This is a genomic window from Mucilaginibacter sp. P4_C11 (genome assembly GCF_056402115.1).
This window is the reverse complement of sequence record NZ_JBFUIA010000004.1, coordinates 192,789-215,482: the sequence shown is the minus strand read 5'-3', so window position 1 is coordinate 215,482 and position 22,694 is coordinate 192,789. Positions and strand designations below refer to the sequence as shown.

The following is a 22,694-nucleotide window of genomic DNA, read 5'->3' as shown; positions in this document are numbered from 1 at the left end:
GTTTTAAGGTTGTTAATTGTTCCGGGAAAAGTCTTAGTAGATGTTTACCTGCGGCAATAGCTCAAGTTTAACGCGAAGCAGTTTCAGGGTAAGTATAGGCCTGGTTATTATAAGAAAACACACGGATTGTACGCATATAGCGCCCCATGTAATAATCATTCATGGTTGTCAGGGTTACACCATTTGCCTCGCCAGATGTGGAATGGATAAACTGAATTGGTTCGCCGGGCATAGATACAATAATGCCGATATGGCCGGCCCTGCGGGTATGTTTTTTGGTACCGGTAAATAATATCAGGTCGCCAAATTTGGCATCCCTTAAATCAACTCCGCCCTGTACATCGGTAAAGTCAACCGAACTCCTGGGGATAGCAATGCCAAAATGATTAAATACATAGTTAACAAATCCCGAACAGTCAAAACCTTTTTCGGGATTGGTTGATCCAAACCTGTACCGGATGCCTTGCAGCGATTTTGCAAAAGTTATCAATTCTTCGGGGCTGGCGCATCCTGTTGAAATGGCTGTGTCAATTACAGGCCTGGTATATACGGTAAAATGTTTATGCCTTTTTGCAGATTTGGTTGTTTTATGATTTTTGCGAACCGCGCGGCGTGTTGCATGCGCAGAGCCATTGGCCGAAATAAGGAAAAATAAGAGGGTAAGGGTTCCCAGATAAAATCGCATCCGTAATGATAGGAAAAAAAACTGTTTTTATCTTTTTTTTGTAATTTTTTTGAAAGTTAGGGAAACTGGGGAGTCTTTGATCGGCTAAATAAAGTACAGTTACCTGTTTTACCAAATATTTGAATTGCCGGCTGGATGTGGCGTATCCATTCTCTGCTGATTATATCGGCGGCTAACTATATCTTATTATAAATAAGTAACTTTTAAACGCCCCTTACGTAAAAAACAGGATGAAAAAGCTGGTGGTGGCTATTTGGTTGATTTTTTTATTTGGCGCGGCCGCAGCTTTATTCTGGTACAATGAATTTGTTTATCAGTTGCCAACCCCGGTACCCAAAAACTATATGCCGGTTTACCAGGGCCAGTTTGTTAGCTTTGGAGGGCAATTAAAAAAGGAAAATAAGCAGCCCGTTTTCCTGCACTTTTTTAACCCCGATTGCGCCTGTTCACGGTTTAACTTAACTACTTTTAAATCGCTGGTAAATCAATATGGCAACCAGGTAAAGTTTGTAGTGGTAGTATTAAACAATGACTATTATACGGCCAGGCAAATTCAGGATAAATTGGGCCTCAGTATTCCGGTGATATTTGATCAGTCTATCGCTAAGGCTTGTGGCGTATATTCAACTCCGCAGGCGGTGCTGCTAAATTCGAGGCATGAATTATATTATCGGGGCAACTATAACCGCAGCAGGTATTGTACTAATGAAAAAACAAGCTATGCGGCAATGGCTATAAAAGGAATATTAGGTATGCAACCTAAGCTGGCTTTTAATGAACTTGCGCTACGGGCGTACGGCTGCCGGCTTCCTGACTGTAATAAATGATTATTTAAGTATGCATAACCAACTTTCATTAACCGATCAGCCTGATGCACTCCTTTTTGGGGTAAAAGAACGGTCGGATAAAATAATGAATTATTTTTTGGCCGCTTATTTGCTGGTTGGGCTTTTTTTAGCAAGCTTTTACGATACCTGGCTCATTGCTATCGGAGTAGGGAGTATTTGCCTTGCTGCGTACTATTCTACAAAAATACTGTTGCCGGGTTCAACCCTTTACCAATATGTTTTAAGTGCAATATTGGGTTTATTTATGGCGCAGTTTATTTACCAGATGCACGGGATGTTTGAAATGCATTTTTTTGCTTTCATTGGTTGCGCCGCAATGATCACCTATCAAAACTGGAAACTTCAAATTCCTATAATTGTGGTGGTTGTTATTCACCACGGGCTATTTAGTTATCTTCAGGATGCCGGCCTGCCAGAAATGTATTTTACCCAACTCAGTTATTTTGATCTTCGCACATTTGGTATACACATATTTCTGACAGCAATTATCTCTTTTATTTGCGCCCTATGGGCGTTTCAGCTCAAAAAGTACAACGAATTACAGGTTGGCCAGAGTATAAAAATGACCGAAATGCAAAAGGAGGTACAGTTTACACTTGAGCGAAGACAATTATCTGAAGAGAGAAACAGGATTTTGGAAAGCATAGGTGATGCTTTTTTTGCTGTAAACAATGATTGGACTGTTACCTACTGGAACAATACGGCAGAGAAGGTGCTGAAAACGCCGAGGAATACCATTTTAGGAAAAAATTTATGGGATGTATTTGCAGGTTCGGTAAATTCCGAGTCCTATAACAAGTACCATGAGGCAATGGCGCTTAAACAATATGTGCACTTTGAAGACTATTTTACCCCGTTAGAAAAATGGTACGACATTAGTGCATACCCCACTGAGGATGGCCTATCTGTATTTTTTAAAGACATTACCGAACGTAAAATAGCAAACCTGCTATTACTTGAATCAGAAAAAAGATACAGTGATTTATTTGATTTAAGTCCCTTGCCTAAATGGGTGGTGGATATTGAGACCTTGCGTTTTTTGGACGTAAATGTCGCTGCCATAAAAAAATATGGCTACAGCCGCGATGAATTTTTATCGATGACGATAAGGGACATCAGGCCACAGGAGGATATTGCAAAAGTGGAGAAGCTCATAAAAGAGCCCGGGAATACGGATGGGCTGACTAAAAGGGGAACATTTGTACATAAAAAGAAGGACGGCGAACTTATCCAGGTTGATATTCAGAGTAATTGCATGGATTATAAAGGTAAAAAAGCCAAACTAATTATAGCCCATGATATTACCGACCAGCTGAAACATATCATTGAAATTGAAAAGCAAAACAAAAAACTCAAAGAAATATCATGGATCCAATCGCACATTATCAGGGCGCCGCTGGTGAGGATAATGGGGCTAATTCCGATTATTAAAAATCTTGCCCCGGATGACCCTGAAAGGGAAACGATACTGGAATATTTAGATTTGTCGGCAAATGAATTGGACGACGTGATTAAAAATATAACCCAAAAAATAAGTAGTTAAACGGAAGGCCAATAATTTTTTCACGATTGGCCAAATTCCCAAAAAAACAAGTGAGAGATCATATTAAAAAAGAGGCCATAATCGGCCTCTTTTAGCTTATATCCATTCTTGGACATGGTACGCTATCAAGACTTCTTTTTGCAGACCGGCGTTCGTTAGGGTATTGCTGTGCGCTGTATCTGCTTCCGCTTTGTGCGTTTGTTAATGAATAAGTAATAGCAAATCCACAAATAACCAAGGGGTTATATGTTTAATTCAGAAAAAAATTAATTGTCATTTTTTGTTTTTTAGAAAAATATAAATTAATTTACGCTTAACTAAAAATTAAAATTGTAATTGAATACAATTAACCGAATAATATAATTACCCGATAAGTTATATTTTTTCAATGCTGGCCAGCCAATTATAGTTTTTAGGAAAACCTTACGAACATAACTTAACACGAAAAACACACATGAAAAACAAAGTATTACTAACAATTGGCCTTGGCGCCGCTGTTGCTGCGTCTGTTCTATTTTCTTGTACTAAAAATAACAGCCAGCCGGCAAAGCAAACAACGGCAGTTTCGGCAGATGTATTAAAGAAAATAAGTGACCTGGGTTTCAGTACAGATGAAGTCAGAAAGCAGGGTGATAATTACCTGGTAGAAGGCGACATCCTTTTAACAGCGGCTAATTTATCAGAAGCAAGTACAAGCCCTAATTTAAGGATTGCCGAGAATGAGCAGTACCGAACCACCAACCTGGTTAAAAGCCTGCCCAGAACGATTACCGTTTCGGTATCAAACCTGCCAACTGTTTATGCAACAGCTACAAGCGCCGCTGTTGCCCGCTACAACGCGTTAAACCTCACCATTAAATTCCAGATTGTAAGCAGCGGAGGCAATATCCAGGTAATAGGTTTTAACGAGGGGCCAAGCGGTGGGTACATTACCCTGGGCTCTTCCGGGTTCCCAACATCAGCCGGCGATCCTTATAACCAAATTCAAATGAATACCAATGCCCAGGCATACGGCACCAATCCCGATGTAAATTACTTAACTTCGGTTTTACAGCACGAAATAGGTCATTGCATAGGTTTCCGCCATACCGATTACATGAACCGCGCATTTAGCTGTGGTGGTCGCAAATCTAACGAAGGAAGTGCTGGTATAGGTGCAATTAACATCCCCGGTACACCAACAAAGGCCGATGCTGGCTCATGGATGCTGGCTTGTTCATCAGGTACCGATCGCACCTTTAACCCGAATGATGTAATAGCCTTAAATTATTTATACTAAACATTTGTAAAGCTATCGGGTATTATATTATTTACCATTATTATAAGGGAGGGCTGTGCTCTCCCTTATTTTTATTAAACTTAAAGCATGGTTAAAAAATTATTGCCTTTTGTTTTTTTGCTTTGTTTTAAGTATTCCTGGTCGCAGCAAACCGCAGGCGACAAAATAATTAAAGACCTTTATTCGGCAGCAGATAAAACATCCACCGCCGATTCTGTAAGTTATTACGTAGTCAAGTTCAATAAACATCCACTGCCGGCAATCGCAAACGTCCGGATTGTAAAAAGGCTGTCATACAGCTATTATGTTGTAGCATCAAATAAGCTCATGCCGCAAACTGCCAATATGGCAGTAGTAGGCCCTGCAAATTCCCTGTGGAAGGCATCAGATAACCTTGCCCTAACTACCCAAAAGCATCCCAAAAGCAGCAGTAAAATTGCTGTTGATATTACCCTGAACAATGTAACGGCCATCAAAGAGGTGGAAAAGTATGGCAGGCTAACCAGCACATATGGCAATAGGGTAACAACCAGTATCCCCATTAATAAGCTAAACGAATTATTACAGCAGCCTTATGTTATTTTTGCAGATAATACCCGCAAGGCGCACGCCGAACTGGCAATCAGCGATATCGACCTGGGCGCAAATACCATCAGTACAATACAAAGCATTTATCCCGGCATTAACGGGCAGGGCATCAATGTAAGTGTTAAAGAAGATAAATACGACAATGATCTTGATCTGCTCGGTCGTACTTTTGAATCTTTCCCTGCCGCAGCTATTACATCCGGGCATGCTACCACCATGGCCACGCTTATTGGCGGCAATGGCAATTCATTTATAAAAGGGCTTGGCGCTGCACCCATGGTGCGTTTTACTTCTGCCGATTTTATCAACCTGTTTCCTGACAGCATTGCTGTTTTTAAAGCTTTTGATATCGGCCTGCAAAATCACTCCTATGGAACCGGCATTGAAAACTATTACGGTGCCGAGTCTGTGGCCTATGATGAGCAGGTATGGGCAAATGACAGCATAGTGCATGTGTTTTCATCGGGCAATGTTGGGCTCAATGCGCCTGCTACGGGCGTTTATAATGGTTTAACAGGTGTAGCCAATTTATCGGGCGATTTTAAGCAGGCCAAAAATGTGCTGGTAATTGGCGGTACCGGCCGAACAAACATTCCCGAAGATTTAAGCTCTGCCGGGCCGGCCTACGATGGCCGGATAAAACCCGAGCTGGTGGCCGATGGTGAAGACGGAACATCCGGCGCCGCCGCACTCGCGTCAGGAACTGTAGCCCTGTTGCAGCAGGCCTATAAAATAAAGCACGGAGGTTTACCCCCTGCTGCTTTAGTTAAAGCGATACTAATCAACTCGGCTGATGATATAGGCAATACATATGTTGATTTTAAAACCGGCTATGGCAAACTAAATGGCCTTGAAGCCGTGCGTACCCTACAGGAAAACAGGTTTAACAGCGGGACAGTTGGTAATGGAGGCCAAAGCGATTTTTCAGTAGCTGTGCCAGCGGGCACAAAACAACTAAAGGTATCCATTGCCTGGACAGACCCTGCAGCCGCGTTAAACGCACCCACTGCCCTGGTTAATGACCTTGACTTATCAGTTAACAGCCCCGATGGGAAAATTATTTTGCCATGGACATTAAGTAGTTACCCCTCGCTCGATTCGCTGCATAAACCAGCGCAAATGCAGATAGATACTATAAATAATACCGAACAGGTTGTTATTGCAAACCCTGCAGCCGGCACTTACACCATACACGTAAAAGGCCGCAAAGTACCGTTGGGGCCACAAAAGTTTTATATGGCTTACCAGGCAATCCAGGCAAATAAGTTCGAATGGATTTACCCCGTTGCCGCAAGTCAGCTTTTTGCTGCCGACGATAATTACCTGCGCTGGCAAAGCTCCTTTGATACTGCAACAGGCAAGCTAAGTATCAGCTACGATCACGGAGTTACCTGGAAAGCCGTTAGTAACATAACACTAAAAAGCAATTATTATAACTGGCAGGCCCCGGATGTATTCAGTACAGCCATGCTGAAAATGGATATTGGCAACAACTCGTTTTTAAGTGCCGAATTTAGTATCTCGGCCCCTATAACGTTAGGCGTTGGTTATAACTGTGCACAGGGTACGTTGTTGCATTGGCCGCCGCAGCAAGGCAGTACAGGCTATGTGGTTTACACCATAAAAGATGATATTCTGCAAAAACTAAGTGCGCTAACAGATACATCGGTTATCATCCCCGCAGGGCAGCAAACCTCCAGATATTTTGCCGTAGGTGCTACAGGTAATGGTTTTGAAGGCTTAAAAAGCTATACCATTGATGTTACCACGCAAGGTGTTGGCTGTTATGTGAAAACATTACTGGCAAATGTAACAGGCAATAAAGTTTTGTTAGATCTTTACCTGGGCAGCACCGTAAACCTAAAATCTATTACCTGGGAAAAAATGACCGGCCCGGCTTCCTTTACGTCAATTGGCACATCGCCTGTTGTAGCAAGCCAACTCAGTTACCAGTTTACAGATGCCGCGCCCAAACCAGTACAATACTACCGGGCCAAACTAACCACCATCGATAACCAGGTTATTTATACCGATACCGTAAAAGCCGTTGTGCTGCAAAACAAGCAATTCGCCGTTTACCCAAATCCGGTCGACAAACAATTTACCATTTTAAGCGGCGACATCAATAATTACGATTTTAAATTATACGATGCCGGCGGCAAACTCAGCATAACCCAAACGCTTAATAACCTGCAAAATACCGTGCCGGTAAACCTTAATCCGGGTATTTATATGTACGTAATATCATTAGCCGGACATGTGGTGTATAATGGTAAGCTGATAAAGCTGTAGCTAATCGGGATCGATAAAAGCATAAACAATTAAATAACAAATAATTAACCATGAATTGGTATTAAAGCAATGTTTGAAGCTGTTATTTGAGAGCGGGTTAAAAAGCTAAATAAGCCTGCCGGGGTACAAACATAATTTGATATGCATATTTCAATACTTGCAGCCACACTTCCTTTTATTGGCCAGGTTAATTTAAGCGGTTATTTACTGGTTGTCTTTATCGTCTGCATCCTGGCTGTTATCGGGTTCGAGTTTGTGAATGGCTTTCATGATACAGCTAACGCCGTAGCAACAGTAATATACACCAGGGCCCTAAAGCCGGTTTACGCTATCCCGTGGTCGGGCTTATGGAATTTTTTAGGCGTGTTTCTGGGCGGTGTAACGGTAGCCATGGGTATTTTAAAACTGGTGCCGCTTGATGCTTTGATGACTTTGCCCGTGAGCGTAGGCGCTTGCCTGGTATTATCGGTGTTGCTTGCTTCCATCATCTGGAACCTGGGCACCTGGTATCTGGGCATTCCCTGTTCCAGTTCGCATACTATGATTGGGGCCATGATTGGCGCGGGTTTGGCCTTTACCTGGTACTACCATGGCCCGGGCGTAAACTGGGGTAAAGCCGAAGAGATAGGCATGTCGCTTATTTTATCGCCCATAATTGGTTTTGGCGCTGCGACCCTGCTTATGTTGTTTTTAAAGCATGTAACCAAATCACATACCCTGTTTCATATCCCAACCGGCGAAAATGACAGGCCGCCAATTTTGATCAGGCTTTTACTTATTACTACCTGTACCCTGGTTAGCTTTTTTCACGGCAGTAACGACGGGCAAAAGGGCGTTGGCTTATTTATGCTTATCCTGATAGCCTTTTTACCAGCCCGGTTTGCTGTTAATCATCATATAAGTAATGATAAAGTTTTGGCGGCATTTAACCAGGCCAGCCTCGTGATAACTAAAAATACCGCTGCAAACAATGCCCCTAACGAGGATTTTATCAAACTGGCAGCTATAATTGCCCAGGCAAAAGCCTCGCTGGCCGAAAAAAACGAAACCGATGTTGCCAAAACCTATAATTACCGTAAACAGGTAGAAGGAACCGTAAAAGCAATCAGGGCGGTGCTTAAAGACAATAAGATGCAGTTACCCGCAAATGACCGGACCATGCTTACAGCAGCCTCTGACGAGCTGGAACATGTTACAGATTTTGCGCCGGTGTGGGTAATCGCTATAATTTCCATATCGTTGGGGCTGGGCACCATGATTGGCTGGAAAAGGATTGTAGTTACCATTGGCGAAAAAATTGGCAACGAACATTTAAGCTATGCACAGGGTGCTACTTCCGAAATTGTTGCCGCATCAACCATTGGCCTTAGTACTGCGTTTGGTTTGCCGGTGAGTACTACACATGTGCTTTCAAGCGGCATTGCCGGGGCTATGGTTGCTTCGGGGGGTAAAGGCAATCTTAATAATAAAACAATAAAAAATATTGCGATGGCCTGGGTGCTTACTTTACCGGTAGCAATAATTTTAGCATCTTTATTATTCATGTTTTTCCATTTGTTTATTTAAAAGGCCGAAAATGAAACAGATTCTTGTTGCTTCCGATTTTTCAAAAAGCGCTGCCAACGCAATGGCTTACGCTATGGAGCTGGCCGTTGTATTAAACAGGGATGTTTGCGTTATACATGCCATACACCCTACCGAAGGCATTAACAACAGCACTTACAACGCTATTTTTATTGAAGATTATTACAACAACAAAAGGGAGGCTTTAAAGGAGTGGGCGGCCGAATTTACCCGGCAGGAAGTGTATGCTTCGGTAAAGGTTAGCACACTTTGCGATGTTGGTTTTTTGAAAAACGTAATAACACGTTATGTTGATAAAAACCCGGTGGAGCTTTTGGTGATGGGTATAACCGGTGCAACAGGTATTGCCGGTATCGTGGGCAGTAACGCAAGTATGATGGTAAGCCGGGTGAAAACGCCTACCTTAATTATTCCGTTGGAAAGTAAGTTTTCCAGGGTGCCGGTGATTACGCTAGCCACAGACTTTGAAACCCGCCTGTCTGCCGAAGATGTAAACGCGTTGAACGAGATGGTGCAGGCATTTGAATCCGCTAAAATGCAGGTATTGTATGTAGCAGATAAACCCGACGATAAACATATCAAGACAGGAGAGGCAAAATTAAGCGGCTTAATAAAAAATGCCGAACTTGATTTTAACTATATTAACAACAGCAGCGCCATAAACGGCATTGTTGATTTTGTACAAACGCACGAAACAGACATTCTATGCCTGGTTAAACATCATCATAACATTGTTTACCGGCTATTTACCCGAAGTACGGTAAACCAGGTAATGAATAAATCAGTTAAAGCTATCCTGGTACTGCACGAATAGCCCGATGGCATAAACCGGAGGTACCCTGCGTTTAAACTTTTGTTCACCCTCAATTTATATTTGTTTGGTATGTTTGGTCTTTCGATGATTAACGCTAAATGATAATATCCCCTAAATATACCACCCCCGTTTTTAAAAAAGATCAGCCCGACGATACCTATAAGTTTTTGCCGCCTCCGCCGCCGTCCGGAAAGTACCCCTACCATTTAAATGTTAACGACATATTGCCTGATATGAACGATAACCGCATGGTATTTCATGTAGTGGGCGATACCGGCGGCTTTCGCGATCGGGATTTTCAGAAAAGGGTGCCCGATGCCATGGCCGCCCAGTATCAAACTTTGGCGGCGGCAAACAAACCTTCGTTCCTGTATCACCTGGGCGATGTAGTGTATAGTCATGGCGAAGAAAAATATTACAAGAGCCAGTTTTTTGATCCCTATAACAATTACCCCGGCCCCGTATTTGCCATAGCCGGCAATCACGACAGCGACATAAACCCCAATGCCGATAAGCCATACAAAAGCCTGGATGCATTTGCAGCTGTTTTTTGCGATACCCAACAACGGGCAATACCATTTGCCGGCGACAGCCCGCGGAAAAGCATGGTTCAGCCCAATATTTACTGGACGTTGGATACCCCGCTTGCCACTATAATTGGCTTGCATAGCAATGTGCCCAAATATGGCGTAATAACGCCTGAGCAGCGGGATTGGTTCCTGCAGGAATTAAAGTCATCGGCACAAAACAACCCGGAAAAGGCATTGTTGGTTAGCATTCATCATGCGCCGTACTCGGCCGATGTTAACCACGGTTCCAGCTTGCCCATGATCGAATTCCTGGAGGGCGCATTTACCGAAACCAATGTTTGGCCCGATATGGTTTTTAGTGGGCATGTGCATAATTACCAGCGTATCAGCAAGCGTTATGCCAATGGTATTACCGTGCCATACATCGTTGCCGGCGCAGGCGGCTTTGATGAGTTGCACCCCGTAGCCAATACCGGTGACGAACGTTTTAGCGCCGAAAGCGAAGTTCTGAATGGTGCCAAACTGGAGTATTCGTGTGACACCCGGCATGGTTTTGTCAAGGTAATATTGGACCGCACTGACAATGGGTTAAGCCTGGGTGCGGAATATTATACGATACAGGAAAAAGAGGCAATTCTTGTAGATGCCTATAATAAGCTTGTGCCGGAGAGGTAATAAAGAAATTCCCCGTTTGCCATACTTAAAAAAAACATATTTTAGCACTTGCGTTCAACAGCGGGCCATTCCCCTGGTCCCGGGGATTTTAGACAAGTGTATTCAATGACAAAAGCGAGCCGGATTTTATTACTTCATCCCTGGGTATATAGGATTTTGGTTTTTGCTGCCTGCCTTGGCTCGTGCTCAAAATTACAAGCGCAGGGTTTACAGTTCAACTCGAACGATAGTTTAATGGAAAAACGGACGTCTTATTCCGTTTTTAAACAGGAAAATCCCACATTTAATGATGAATTAACTATCGCCTTCCAATTGGCTTTATGGGATAATTCGCACCTGGGTTATGTTTTGAACCTTGCTGATGGTAAAAATAACTCCTATAGCCTCAGTTATATTTATTTGAACGGCACCCCTTACTTAAATTTCAACATCGACAGTAAGAGCAATAAGATCACCATTCCGCTGAGCGCCGCCCAGCTATCAAAGAGGACATGGACAGCCATCAAAATCAAGCTGGACTTGCGTGGGGATAAAGCAACCGTGTGGGTTAACGGTAAATCCTATGGCGCTTCGGGTTTTGGTTTCACAGGCAGCATCAGCCCGGTAATTACCTTTGGCAAAAATTCGCGTTACTCCGATGTGCCCAATATGGCCATCCGCAACCTGGAAGTTGGCGATGCCTCCCAAACTTATTCGCTCCCGTTAGATGAGTGGGAAGGCCAAAACGTGCACAGCAGCAATGGCGACAAGGTTGGCTTTGTGGAAAACCCGGTTTGGCTTATTAATGAATCGTACTTCTGGAAGCCGCGGTTGTCAAAAAGCTTTAACGAGGTTGTGGGTCTAAACTTTAATCAGCAAAAACAACGCATGGTGCTGTTTGGCAGCAACTCGGTAACGCAATATAATGTCAGGAATGAGGAGGAATCATCCAGCCCCTATCAAAATGCCTTACCTATGCCCTTGTTACTGGGCAAAAGCATTATTAACCCCAGGCAAAATAAACTGTATGTATATGAGGTTAATAACGCCCCGGGCCGCCCCTCCGGCCTGGTATCGCTTGATCTTTCGGGCTTAAACTGGGACGTTAAAGGAAATGCTGCCTTGCCATCGCAACGGCATCACCACAATGTGTTTTATGATAAAGATTACCATGATCTTTATTTATTTGGCGGCTACGGGTCGTTCAGGTACTATAATGATTTTTTTAAGTTTGATACCCTGAAACAGGTTTGGCAGCCTGTGGTTTTTACCGGCGACCATATCGATCCACGGTTTTTTTCGGCCTGCAGCGCTGCCGACGCGAATAACGACGTGTATATATTCGGCGGCATCGGCAATCAATCGGGCAGCCAGGTTGTAGGTGGCATGCATTTTTATGATTTGTACCGGGTTAACCTAAGCAACCGCACCATCAAAAAACTATGGGAAATTAAGCCTGATGAAGAGGCTTTTGTGCCTGCCAATAACCTTGTACCATCAAAGGATGGAAAATATTTTTATGTGCTGTGTTACCCGCACGAGCGACCTAAAACCAGCCTGAAGCTTTATAAATATGCTATTCAAGATGGATCATACGAGGTTGTAAGCGGCGAGATTGCGGTAACATCCGAACGGATTGAAACCGATGTTAACCTGTTTTTTAATAGCGACGCGAACGAATTTTATTGCACCACCCAGGAGTTTACTTCGCCTGTAAAATCGGGTATCAAAATGTATTCGCTGGCATTCCCTCCCGTAAGTTATGCCGCTTATTTAAAATCGAAACAGGCTAAAAGCACAACCACCAGTTTGTATAGCTACGTTGCAGGGCTGGCGGCGGTACTGCTTGTGGCCGGTGGAGCATTCATCTACCTGAAAAGGAAAAAAGCCAAACCGGTGCAGGAAACTGCTGATTTAACCCAGGATGAAAGCGCCTTAGAAATTATTGGCAACAAGATTAATGCGGTTTACTTGCTGGGCGCATTTGCGGTGTATGATAAAAACGGCAAGGATATTACCTACCTGTTTAGCCCTAAAATTAAACAGCTATTTATTTTAATTTTACTGAACAGCCGCGATAAAAACGGTGTAACCTCCAGGCGCATTTCAACCACCCTTTGGGCCGATAAAGATGTAGCCAAAACAAAAAATATCAGGGGTGTTACCTTAAATCACCTGAGAAGTATTCTTGCCGACTTGGATGGGATTGAGCTGGCTTACATCAATGATACCTACAGTTTCACTGTTTCGGACGCCTTTTTTTGTGATTATTTTGTGGTGCAAGCCAGCCTTAATAACAGGCAGGGAGCAGCTGCATTGGAGGTTCCGCATTTTGATTTGATGGCCCGTGGCGGCCTGCTGCCGGCTATGCCCGATGTTTGGCTGGATGATTTTAAGGAGGGGTACGAAGAAGCACTAATGCCGGCTTTGCAGCCTGTAATAAAAAACACCTATGATGAGGGACAGTTTAAAAAGGCGCTGGAGATAAGCCGGCTGATTTTAAATATCGACCCGTTTAGCGATGCCGGCATTAAATATAAACTGAAAGCCATCAGGCGCACCAGGGGTATTGAACACGCCCGCCGTAGCTACGATGATTTTATAGCCGAATATAAAAGATCATTGGGGATTGATTACCCCATCCCATTTGATAAAATTTGCGGGAAATAAGGGGCGTTAACAGAACGATTAGTATTAAGTCAGAAGTACACGTAAATCTGACTTGTCCTTTTTGACTTAGAACTTAAGACTTTCGACTAAAGACTATCCGTCATTACACGATTAACATCAGTCGTAAGTCCTAAATCTGAATTGTGCTTTTTGACTGAGAACTTAAGACTTCCGACTAAAGACTTTCTGTCATTTCATGGTTGACACAACATTAATTTCAACGGGTTAATGAAATTTAAACCGGGTTAACCCATTTATTAACCCCTGTTTTAATACCACCTATGCTATCATTGTATGGTAATAAGCGGCATCTACCGCCCTGCACCTACCTATGAAAAACATTTTTGTTTCCTGTTGTTTAACAATGCTGGCGTCTGCTGTTTTTGCGCAGCAGGCACCGGCACCGTTAAAAGAGAAGACTGCTTTCCAAACCGCCAGCCCCTGGATGCCCGAGATTGACGTACGCAGCGACATTGCCATTGTTTACGGAACCAACGACCACCCCGGCATGACCTTTGAACAGCGCGTACAAACCTGGCGCGACCATGGTTATCAAACCAACTTCATGACCGGCATAGCCTGGGGCGATTACAAAGATTATTTCCTGGGTAAATGGGATGGTAAAAACCACCTGGGCGTTGGGCAGGTTACCCAAAAGGGCGATACCATTTTTCATGGCAGGGATATGCCATATGCGGTGCCCGATGCCTCGTTCATCGAGTATATGAAAACAGCGGTTATTAAAAGAGTAATTGATGTTGGCATTACCAATATATTTTTAGAAGAGCCTGAATTTTGGGCACGTGCGGGCTATAGCGCGGGCTTCAAAGCCCAATGGCAAAGCTATTACGGTTTCCCCTGGAAGCCGCAGGATGCATCGGCCGAGAATACTTACCTATCCAGCAAATTAAAGTACCACCTGTATTATGATGCCATTGAAAAAGTATCATCGTACGCTAAAGCCTATGGCAAAAGCAAGGGCTTAAATATAAAAGTGTTTATCGCCACGCATTCGCTGGTTAACTATTCGTCGTGGCAAATTGTTAGCCCCGAGGCCAGCCTGGCTTCGTTGCCTGGTATTGATGGTTACATAGCCCAGGTGTGGACGGGTACCTCGCGCGAGCCGACTTATTTTAACGGCCTGCAAAAAGAGCGCGTATTTGAAAACGCCTACCTGGAATATGGGTCGATGGTATCCATGACAGCGCCAACCGGCCGCAAAATGTTTTTTTTAACCGACCCAATTGAAGACAGGCAAAAGGACTGGAGCGATTACAAGCGAAATTACCAGGCCACTTTTACAGCAAAGCTGTTGTACCCAACCGTATCTGATTATGAGGTGATGCCCTGGCCCGAGCGCATTTATACGCATCCCTACAAGGTTGCCAATAGTAACGAAAAGATCCTGATCCCTCAGTATTACTCTACCCAAATGCAGGTGATGGTTAACGCCCTCAATAGCATGCCTCCATCAACCAATAAAGTAACCGGCGTAAACGGCATTGGCGTGTTGATGAGTAATACACTAATGTTTCAGCGTTTCCCTACACATAACGGGTTCGAGGATCCGCAGTTCTCAAACTTTTACGGCCAAACATTGCCACTGCTAAAACATGGCGTGCCGGTACAAACGGTGCATATGGAAAACCTGGGCTATGCGGCATCGCTTAAAAACATCAAGGTGTTGGTGATGAGCTATGCTAATATGAAGCCCGTATCAGCCCAAATTCACCAGCAATTAGCGGCCTGGGTAAAGCAGGGCGGCGTATTAATTTATTGCGGGCGCGATGATGACCCTTATCAATCTGTAATGGAATGGTGGGATACTAAGGGCAATAACTTCAAAGCGCCGTCGCAACACTTATTTAAACTGCTGGGGATAAACCCCGTCGGCGACAGCCAAAAGTTTAACGTTGGCAAAGGCGCAGTATATGTGTTAAGGCAAAATCCAAAAGAATACGTACTGCAGGCAGCTAACGACGGTAATTACATCAGCACCGTTAAACAAGCCTATGAAAAAGATGCCCATGCAGGTACTTTAACATTTAAAAATAGCTTATACCTGCCCCGTGGCCCTTACGATATTGTAGCTGTAATGGATGAAAATGCCGATAGCAAGCCTTATACCGTAAAAGGCCCGGTAATTGATCTGTTCGATCCGCAACTTCCCATATTGGCCGAAAAGGTGATCAATCCCGGCGAGCAGGCATTGTTATACAATGTGGCACGGGTAGCCAATAAAAACACACCCCAGGTATTAGCTTCGGCTTCAAGGATCTATGACGAAAAAGTTGCAGGCGGCAGCTATTCTTTTATAGCCAAAAGCCCGGTAAAAACGCTTACCAGTGCACGGGTTTTATTGCCGGGCCAACCAAAACAAATTGTTATAAGCGATAGCAAAGGGCAAATTATTACTGATATTAAAACATCATGGGATACCTCGTCAAAAACTTTATACCTGGGCTTCGCCAATAGCCCCGATGGGATAAAGGTTGAGTTGAAATGGTGAAAAAATACTTTTTGAGAGAAAGTTGATTAATACTTCCGTGCGTGAATTTTCATGCGCGGGAGTTTTTTTACTTATGGCAGATTGCCATATTCGCACCGGAAAAAAATTATTAAAAGCTGTCTAAAGACAAAAGAAAAGACGATTATTGAGCGGCAAAGTCAGGTAAAACGCGGAGGCGGGGAGATGTGGTATACCGCATGGCGGCTACGACTCTCCCGGTCGAGGCTACGCCCAACCACCCTCTCTCCGGCTAAAGCCGCAAAGAGGGTTTTAGAAATTTATATTTTTTAATTTATTGATTATAAGGACACTATAATACTAAACCCTCTTTCCACCGCAGGTGAAGAGAGGGTGGCCCAGCGCAGCGTCGGCCGGGTGAGTCGTTGCCAGCGTTCAATCGAATGTTGATATATTCAAATAAGTGATGGTGTGTATAAGGCAATGACATTTTTATTTAATCATTTTTAGAAAGACTTTTAAAACAAATAACAAAGCAAATACATCCAACGATATCAACAGCAGCTTTTATAATAGCCACCGTTGCTTTCATCACCCTTAAAAAAACAAACTCCGATTAATGAAAAAACTATTCTTAATGGCCCTAGCCTGTTTACCCGCAGCTGCAATTGCACAGCAAAGCGCCAGGGTAACAGACCCTGTTGAATTGATTAACCCGCTGATGGGTACAGCATCCAAGCCATCCTTGTCAAACGGAAACACATACCCGGCCATTGCCCTGCCATGGGGCATGAACTTCTGGACACCGCAAACCGGTAGAATGGGCGATGGGTGGCAATACACCTATGATGCTGATAAAATCCTGGGTTTTAAGCAAACCCACCAGCCATCACCATGGATGAATGATTATGGAATGTTTTCCATCTTCCCCGAAACCGGCAAGTTAAAGCTGAACGAAAAAGAGCGCGCAAGCTGGTTTTCGCACAAAGCCGAAATTGTTAAACCCTACTACTACAGCGTTTACCTGGCTGATTATGATGTAACTACCGAAATTACCCCAACCGAGCGTGCTGCAAGCTTCCGCTTTACCTTCCCCAAAAGCGATAGCTCGCATATTGTAATTGATGCTTTTGACAAAGGATCATACGTAAAGATTATTCCCGGTGAGCAAAAGATTGTAGGTTACAGCACCAAAAACAGCGGAGCTGTACCGGCTAATTTTAAAAACTACTTTGTTATTTATGTAGATAAACCTTTCGCGCTGGCATCGGCATGGCACGATTGGAAAAAAGACGACGGCCAACTGGAATATACTGGCGACCACGCGGGCGCGGTTATCACCCTGAAAACCACCAACGGCGAGCAGGTGCATTTAAAAGTTGCTTCGTCATTTGTAAGTATTGAACAGGCCGAAATAAATTTGAAACGCGAACTGGCCGACGATAAGTTTGAAGTTACCTGCCAAAAAGCCAAAGACACCTGGAACAAAACCCTGAGCAGGCTGAATGTAGAAGGCGGCACCGTAGAGCAAACCAAAACATTTTACAGCAGCTTGTACAGGATGCTTTTCTTCCCTAACAAAATGTACGAGATAGATGCCAAAGGCGAAAAAATTCACTACAGCCCTTTCAATGGTAAAGTGATGCCCGGTTATTTATTTGCCGGTACAGGCTTTTGGGATACATTCAGGGCCTTGTACCCGTTCCTGAACCTGGTTTACCCCTCTATCAATAAAGAGATGCAGGAAGGCCTGATAAATGATTATAAAGAAGGCGGCTGGCTGCCCGAATGGTCGAGCCCTGGTTATGCTGATTGTATGATAGGCAATAACTCGGCCTCGGTAGTTGCCGAAGCGTACCTGAAGGGTATGCGTGGTTACGATATTGAAACATTGTACCAGGCGCTTAAACACGGTGCCAACAACGAAGGGCCAAACGCAACCGGCCGCAGGGGAGTGCAATATTATAACACCCTTGGCTATGTGCCCTACAACGTTAAAATAAATGAGAATGCTGCACGTACCTTAGAGTATGCTTACGATGATTTTGCTATATATCAATTAGGTAAAGCTTTGGGCAAGCCAAAATCAGAAATTGATATTTATAAAAAACGCAGCCAGAATTACCGTAATGTATTTGATCCGCAAACTAAACTGATGCGCGGTAAAAATGAGGACGGTAAATTTCAAACGCCGTTTAATCCTTTTAAATGGGGCGATGCCTTTACCGAAGGTAATAGCTGGCACTACAGCTGGGGCGTTTTTCATGACATACAGGGCTTGATAAACCTGATGGGTGGCAAACAACAATTTGCAGCCAAACTCGATTCAGTATTCAGCATGCCGCCCACGTTTGACGATAGCTACTATGGCGGCGTTATTCACGAAATCCGCGAGATGCAGATAGCCAACATGGGGCAGTACGCGCATGGCAACCAACCTATCCAGCACATGATTTACCTGTACAACCATGCAGGCCAGCCATGGAAAACCCAATACTGGGCCCGCGAAACCATGAATAAACTGTACAAAGCTACCCCCGATGGTTATTGCGGCGATGAAGACAATGGGCAAACCTCGGCCTGGTACATCTTCTCGGCCATGGGCTTTTACCCTGTAACGCCTGCCAGCGATCAGTACGTGTTAGGAGCGCCCTTATTTAAAAAGGTAACCATCAATTTAGAGAATGGTAAAACGGTGACTATTACCGCGCCCAACAACAGTGCTGCCAACAAATATGTAAACAGCCTGACTATTGATGGCAAGCCCTACACCAATAACTGGGTGAGCCATAAAGGCCTTTTAAGCGGTGCCGAATTGAATTTTGATATGATTGCCACCCCCAATAAAGAACGTGGCACCAAAGACGCCGATGTGCCTTTTTCGATGAGCAACGAAAAATAATTCCCAATATTGTATGGTTTTAAAAGGGCTTGTGTTTTCACAAGCCCTTTTTTATTAACCATTTATTTTTCAACGAGTTAATGAATTGTAACATTTCGTTTACTTTAAAGAAAGTGTTATTTAATATGAATTATTTGCAATAATAGATATTAGTTAATAACTCCATTTTGGTCGGCTTTCCCAAGCTTTTTTGTGGCTATGTTGGCATATTTGCATAAAGAACTTATTGTGCTTTAAAATGTTTGCCTGTGAATGGTGCTTTGATTGGCTATGGTATGTCTTATCTTTTATGAAGAATGAAGTCTGTTTTTTGGCCCATTTTGTAGAATAGGTAATAAAAACAAACAGGGAAAATGCCTCGCGCATCTTCCCTGTTCTAATTAACTTTATTAACTGTCTTATTATTAACTAAATGATTTAGTAATAGCGTAAGAACATGCAAAGAAAATAAATGTTTATGAATTTTTTATGAAAAATATACTTTTTGTGAAATAATATTTATGTAAACGAAATGTTACAATTATTTATTTGATTTTTTATAAATCCCATATAGATTTAACCTCTTAAAGTTTTTAACTATTAACTAACACATTATTCATGAAAAAAAGTCTACTTACGACTTTGTGCATTCTTTTACTTGCTGCAACACAGCTTTATGCGCAAAACCATACCGTAACCGGAAAGGTTACGGCCAAGGAAGATGGCTTACCGGTGCCGGGGGTATCAGTAAGCATTAAGGGCACAACAACCGGTACCCAAACCGATGTAAGCGGAAGATTCTCCCTATCCGTGCCCGACAACACAACACTATCATTTAGTTTTATTGGTTACATCACACAATCTGTGCCTGTAAGCGGTAATACGATGAATGTGGTACTGGTGGCCTCAAGCCAGCAACTGGGCGAAGTTGTGGTAACCGGTGCATTGGGTATTTCCAGGACCCGCAACCAGCAATCTTATGCTGCCCAACAAGTATCGGGCGACGAGGTTAACAAAACGCGGTCTTCAAGCTTTGTTAATGGCCTGTCAGGTAAAGTTGCCGGTTTAGAGATCCGCCAAAACAACGCCCTGGGTTCGTCTACCAACGTTGTATTAAGGGGTGTAAAATCAATAACAGGAAACAACCAGGCGTTGTTTGTTATTGATGGTGTGCCGGTAAATAACAGCAATAACAACAGCTCTACCCAGCAGTCTGGTGGTGGCGGTTACGATTACGGAAGCCCTTCATCAGATATTAACCCTGACGATATTGAGTCGGTTACTGTTTTAAAAGGAGCTGCAGCCAGTGCGCTTTATGGTTCACGCGGTAGTAACGGCGTTATCTTAATCACCAGTAAAAAAGCAAAAAAGGGTGTTGGTATTACAATTAACAGCAGTGTTAGCGTTGGCGAAGTAGATAAATCTACTTTTGCAAAATATCAACACAGCTATGGCGCAGGTTACGGTAATTACTACAATGACCCAACCGGATACTTCTTTTACGGAGATGTAAACGGAGATGGCAAAAATGATTTAGTTACTCCAACAACAGAGGATGCATCATACGGTGCTAAATTTGATCCAAACCTGAAGGTTTACCAATGGGATGCTTTTGATAAAACGTCGGCCAATTTTGGTAAAGCTACCCCTTGGGTAGCAGCAACAAACGATCCTACTTCGTTTTTTGTGAAACCGGTTTCAAATAACCAAAGTATCATGATCACCAACGGAACCGATGGAGGATCATTCAAATTAGGATTTACCCGTAATGATGAAAATGGTATTATTCCTAACAGTAGCATCAAAAAGAACATCGTCGATTTAGGTGGAACTTATAACATTACATCTAAATTATCAGTAGGTGGTAGCGTTAATTATTACAATATTAATGGTGTTGGCCGCCCTGGAACAGGTTATGATGGTGCAAGCGCCAGGAACGTTATGACCAACTTCAGACAGTGGTGGGAAGTAAATAATGATGTTAAGGCTTTGAAAGCTGCTTATGACAGAACAGGTAAAAACATTACCTGGAACTATGCTGATCCATTAGCAGGTAATTTAACCCCTATATTTTGGGATAACCCATATTATGTGCGTTACCAGAACTTTGAAAGCGATACCCGTAACCGCTATATTGGCAACGTTAATGCTACTTACAAACCCGTTAGCTGGTTAACCATTACAGGCAGAACTTCGTTAGATTCATATACAGAATTAGATGAGGAACGCAAGAACGTGAGCAGCGTTGGTGTGCCGTATTATTCAAGAAACAACAAGAGTTTTTCTGAAACTAACTATGACCTGTTAGCAAACGTTGATAAAAACCTATCAAAATCTTTCAACCTGAAAGCTTTGTTAGGAACAAACATCAGGAAAGAAAACACTCAAAGTGTATATTCAGTAACTAATGGTGGTTTAATTGTTCCAAGTGTATACTCGCTTTCAAACTCTTTAAATACGCCAAACGCCCCTGTAGAGTACAAAGGCCTTAGAGAGGTTGATGGTATTTTTGCCGGAGCAACCCTTACCTATAACAATTTAATTACGTTAGATGGAACTATCAGGAGAGATAAATCTTCGACCCTGCCAAAGGCCAATAACACTTATTACTATCCTTCGGTAGCAGGCGGTTTCATTTTCTCTGAATTGTTGAAACAGTATACCTGGTTATCATACGGTAAAATAAGGGCCAACTACGCACAGGTAGGTGCAGATGCCCCTGTATATAGCGTTAATGATACTTATTCTATTATCCCGCCATTTGGCTCAAGCCCGCAATCGGCTGTTAACACAACCAAAAACAACCCTAACTTAAAACCAGAGCGTACAAAAAGTGCCGAGGTTGGTTTGGAGTTGTCGTTCTTTAACAATCGTTTAGGTTTTGATGGTAGCTACTACGCAACATCAACTTTTGACGAAATATTGCCTGTAAACGTATCAACGGCTACAGGTTATTCTTTCAGCTATTTAAATGCCGGTACGGTTAAAAATAAAGGTATCGAGTTATCATTAAACGGCACCCCTATCCGCACACAGGATTTTAGCTGGAAAATGACCCTGAACTTTACAAGAAACAGGAGTAAGGTTACCGAGTTATTTAAAGATGGTACAGGCGAAGAGTCTAAAAACCTGGAGCTAAATAGCTACCAGGGTGGTGTATCAATTAACGCCAGCTTAAACCAGCCTTTTGGCATGATAAGGGGTACTGATTATAAATACGCGTCTAACGGACAGAAGATTGTTGGTGCTAACGGCCAATATTTACAAAGCGGCCCTAATGAAAACATTGGTAATTCAAATCCTGATTGGATAGGTGGTATTAATAACAGCTTTACTTACAAAGGCTTTAACCTTAGTTTCCTGGTAGATATCAGGAAAGGCGGTTCTGTATTTTCAACAGATATGTACTATGGCTTAGCTACAGGTTTGTATCCTGAAACAGTTTATACCAACGATTTAGGAAACCCTGTACGTAATACACTTGCTAATGGCGGTGGGTTTATCAGGCCAGGTGTAACTGAAAGTGGTGCGCCAAATACTGTACGTGTAAGTGCAAGTAACTATGGTGCTTTTGGTTATGCACGCCTGCCCGACAAAGCTTTTGTGTATGATGCGAGTTATGTAAAGTTAAGGGAAGCCCTTATTGGCTACTCTCTGCCACAAAAAACGATATCAACCCTTGGCCCGATTAAGGAAGTTACCTTCCAGCTTATTGGAAGAAACTTGTGGATAATACATAAAAATTTACCTTACTCAGATCCTGAAGAAGGTTTGACATCCGGCAATTTACAAGGCTACCAGGTAGGTGCTTATCCAACTACACGCACCATTTCACTGAATTTGAAATTACGTTTTTAAG

12 protein-coding genes are annotated in these 22,694 nt (G+C 43.1%); 11 read left to right on the top strand and 1 reads right to left on the bottom strand.

What is annotated here, in order from left to right:
- Nucleotides 1-67: 67 nt before the first annotated feature.
- On the bottom strand, nt 68-685 hold the full coding sequence (locus AC1DU2_RS05550) for a C40 family peptidase (RefSeq protein WP_477383228.1): 618 nt from the start codon (nt 683-685) through the stop codon (nt 68-70).
- 230 nt (nt 686-915) lie between these two features.
- On the opposite strand from AC1DU2_RS05550, the gene AC1DU2_RS05545 reads away from it, so the two are divergent.
- The 11 genes from AC1DU2_RS05545 to AC1DU2_RS05495 all read left to right on the top strand — a co-directional run bounded on the left by AC1DU2_RS05545 (nt 916) and on the right by AC1DU2_RS05495 (nt 22,693).
- Complete coding sequence (locus tag AC1DU2_RS05545) at nt 916-1,512, top strand: TlpA family protein disulfide reductase (protein ID WP_477383227.1); 597 nt, start codon at nt 916-918, stop codon at nt 1,510-1,512.
- Nucleotides 1,460-3,076, top strand: a complete 1,617-nt coding sequence (locus AC1DU2_RS05540) for a PAS domain-containing protein (RefSeq protein ID WP_477383225.1) — start codon at nt 1,460-1,462, stop codon at nt 3,074-3,076. The genes AC1DU2_RS05545 and AC1DU2_RS05540 overlap by 53 nt, the downstream gene beginning before the upstream one ends.
- 454 nt (nt 3,077-3,530) lie before the next feature.
- Nucleotides 3,531-4,355 carry a M57 family metalloprotease gene (locus tag AC1DU2_RS05535; protein ID WP_477360272.1) on the top strand — a complete coding sequence of 275 codons (825 nt, stop codon included), beginning with the start codon at nt 3,531-3,533 and terminating at the stop codon, nt 4,353-4,355.
- An 87-nt stretch (nt 4,356-4,442) separates the two neighbouring features.
- On the top strand, nt 4,443-7,235 hold the full coding sequence (locus AC1DU2_RS05530) for a S8 family serine peptidase (RefSeq protein WP_477383224.1): 2,793 nt from the start codon (nt 4,443-4,445) through the stop codon (nt 7,233-7,235).
- Nucleotides 7,236-7,376: 141 nt separating this feature from the next.
- Complete coding sequence (locus AC1DU2_RS05525) at nt 7,377-8,801, top strand: inorganic phosphate transporter (RefSeq protein WP_477383223.1); 1,425 nt, start codon at nt 7,377-7,379, stop codon at nt 8,799-8,801.
- Between the two features lie 10 nt (nt 8,802-8,811).
- Nucleotides 8,812-9,633, top strand: coding sequence for a universal stress protein (locus AC1DU2_RS05520; protein ID WP_477383221.1), 822 nt, complete (start codon nt 8,812-8,814; stop codon nt 9,631-9,633).
- A 98-nt stretch (nt 9,634-9,731) separates the two neighbouring features.
- On the top strand, nt 9,732-10,838 hold the full coding sequence (locus tag AC1DU2_RS05515) for a metallophosphoesterase family protein (RefSeq protein ID WP_477383219.1): 1,107 nt from the start codon (nt 9,732-9,734) through the stop codon (nt 10,836-10,838).
- A gap of 234 nt (nt 10,839-11,072) precedes the next feature.
- Nucleotides 11,073-13,487 (top strand): Kelch repeat-containing protein, encoded by a 2,415-nt coding sequence (locus AC1DU2_RS05510; protein WP_477383217.1) that lies wholly within the window; start codon nt 11,073-11,075, stop codon nt 13,485-13,487.
- Between the two features lie 331 nt (nt 13,488-13,818).
- Nucleotides 13,819-15,996, top strand: a complete 2,178-nt coding sequence (locus AC1DU2_RS05505; RefSeq protein WP_477383215.1) for a hypothetical protein — start codon at nt 13,819-13,821, stop codon at nt 15,994-15,996.
- A 577-nt stretch (nt 15,997-16,573) separates the two neighbouring features.
- Entirely contained in the window at nt 16,574-18,856 is a 2,283-nt protein-coding gene (locus AC1DU2_RS05500; RefSeq protein ID WP_477383213.1) for a GH92 family glycosyl hydrolase, read from the top strand.
- A 597-nt stretch (nt 18,857-19,453) separates the two neighbouring features.
- The gene (locus AC1DU2_RS05495) at nt 19,454-22,693 is read left to right on the top strand and encodes a SusC/RagA family TonB-linked outer membrane protein (protein ID WP_477383212.1); all 3,240 of its coding nucleotides are present in this window, start codon (nt 19,454-19,456) and stop codon (nt 22,691-22,693) included.
- The last annotated feature ends 1 nt before the right edge of the window (nt 22,694 follow it).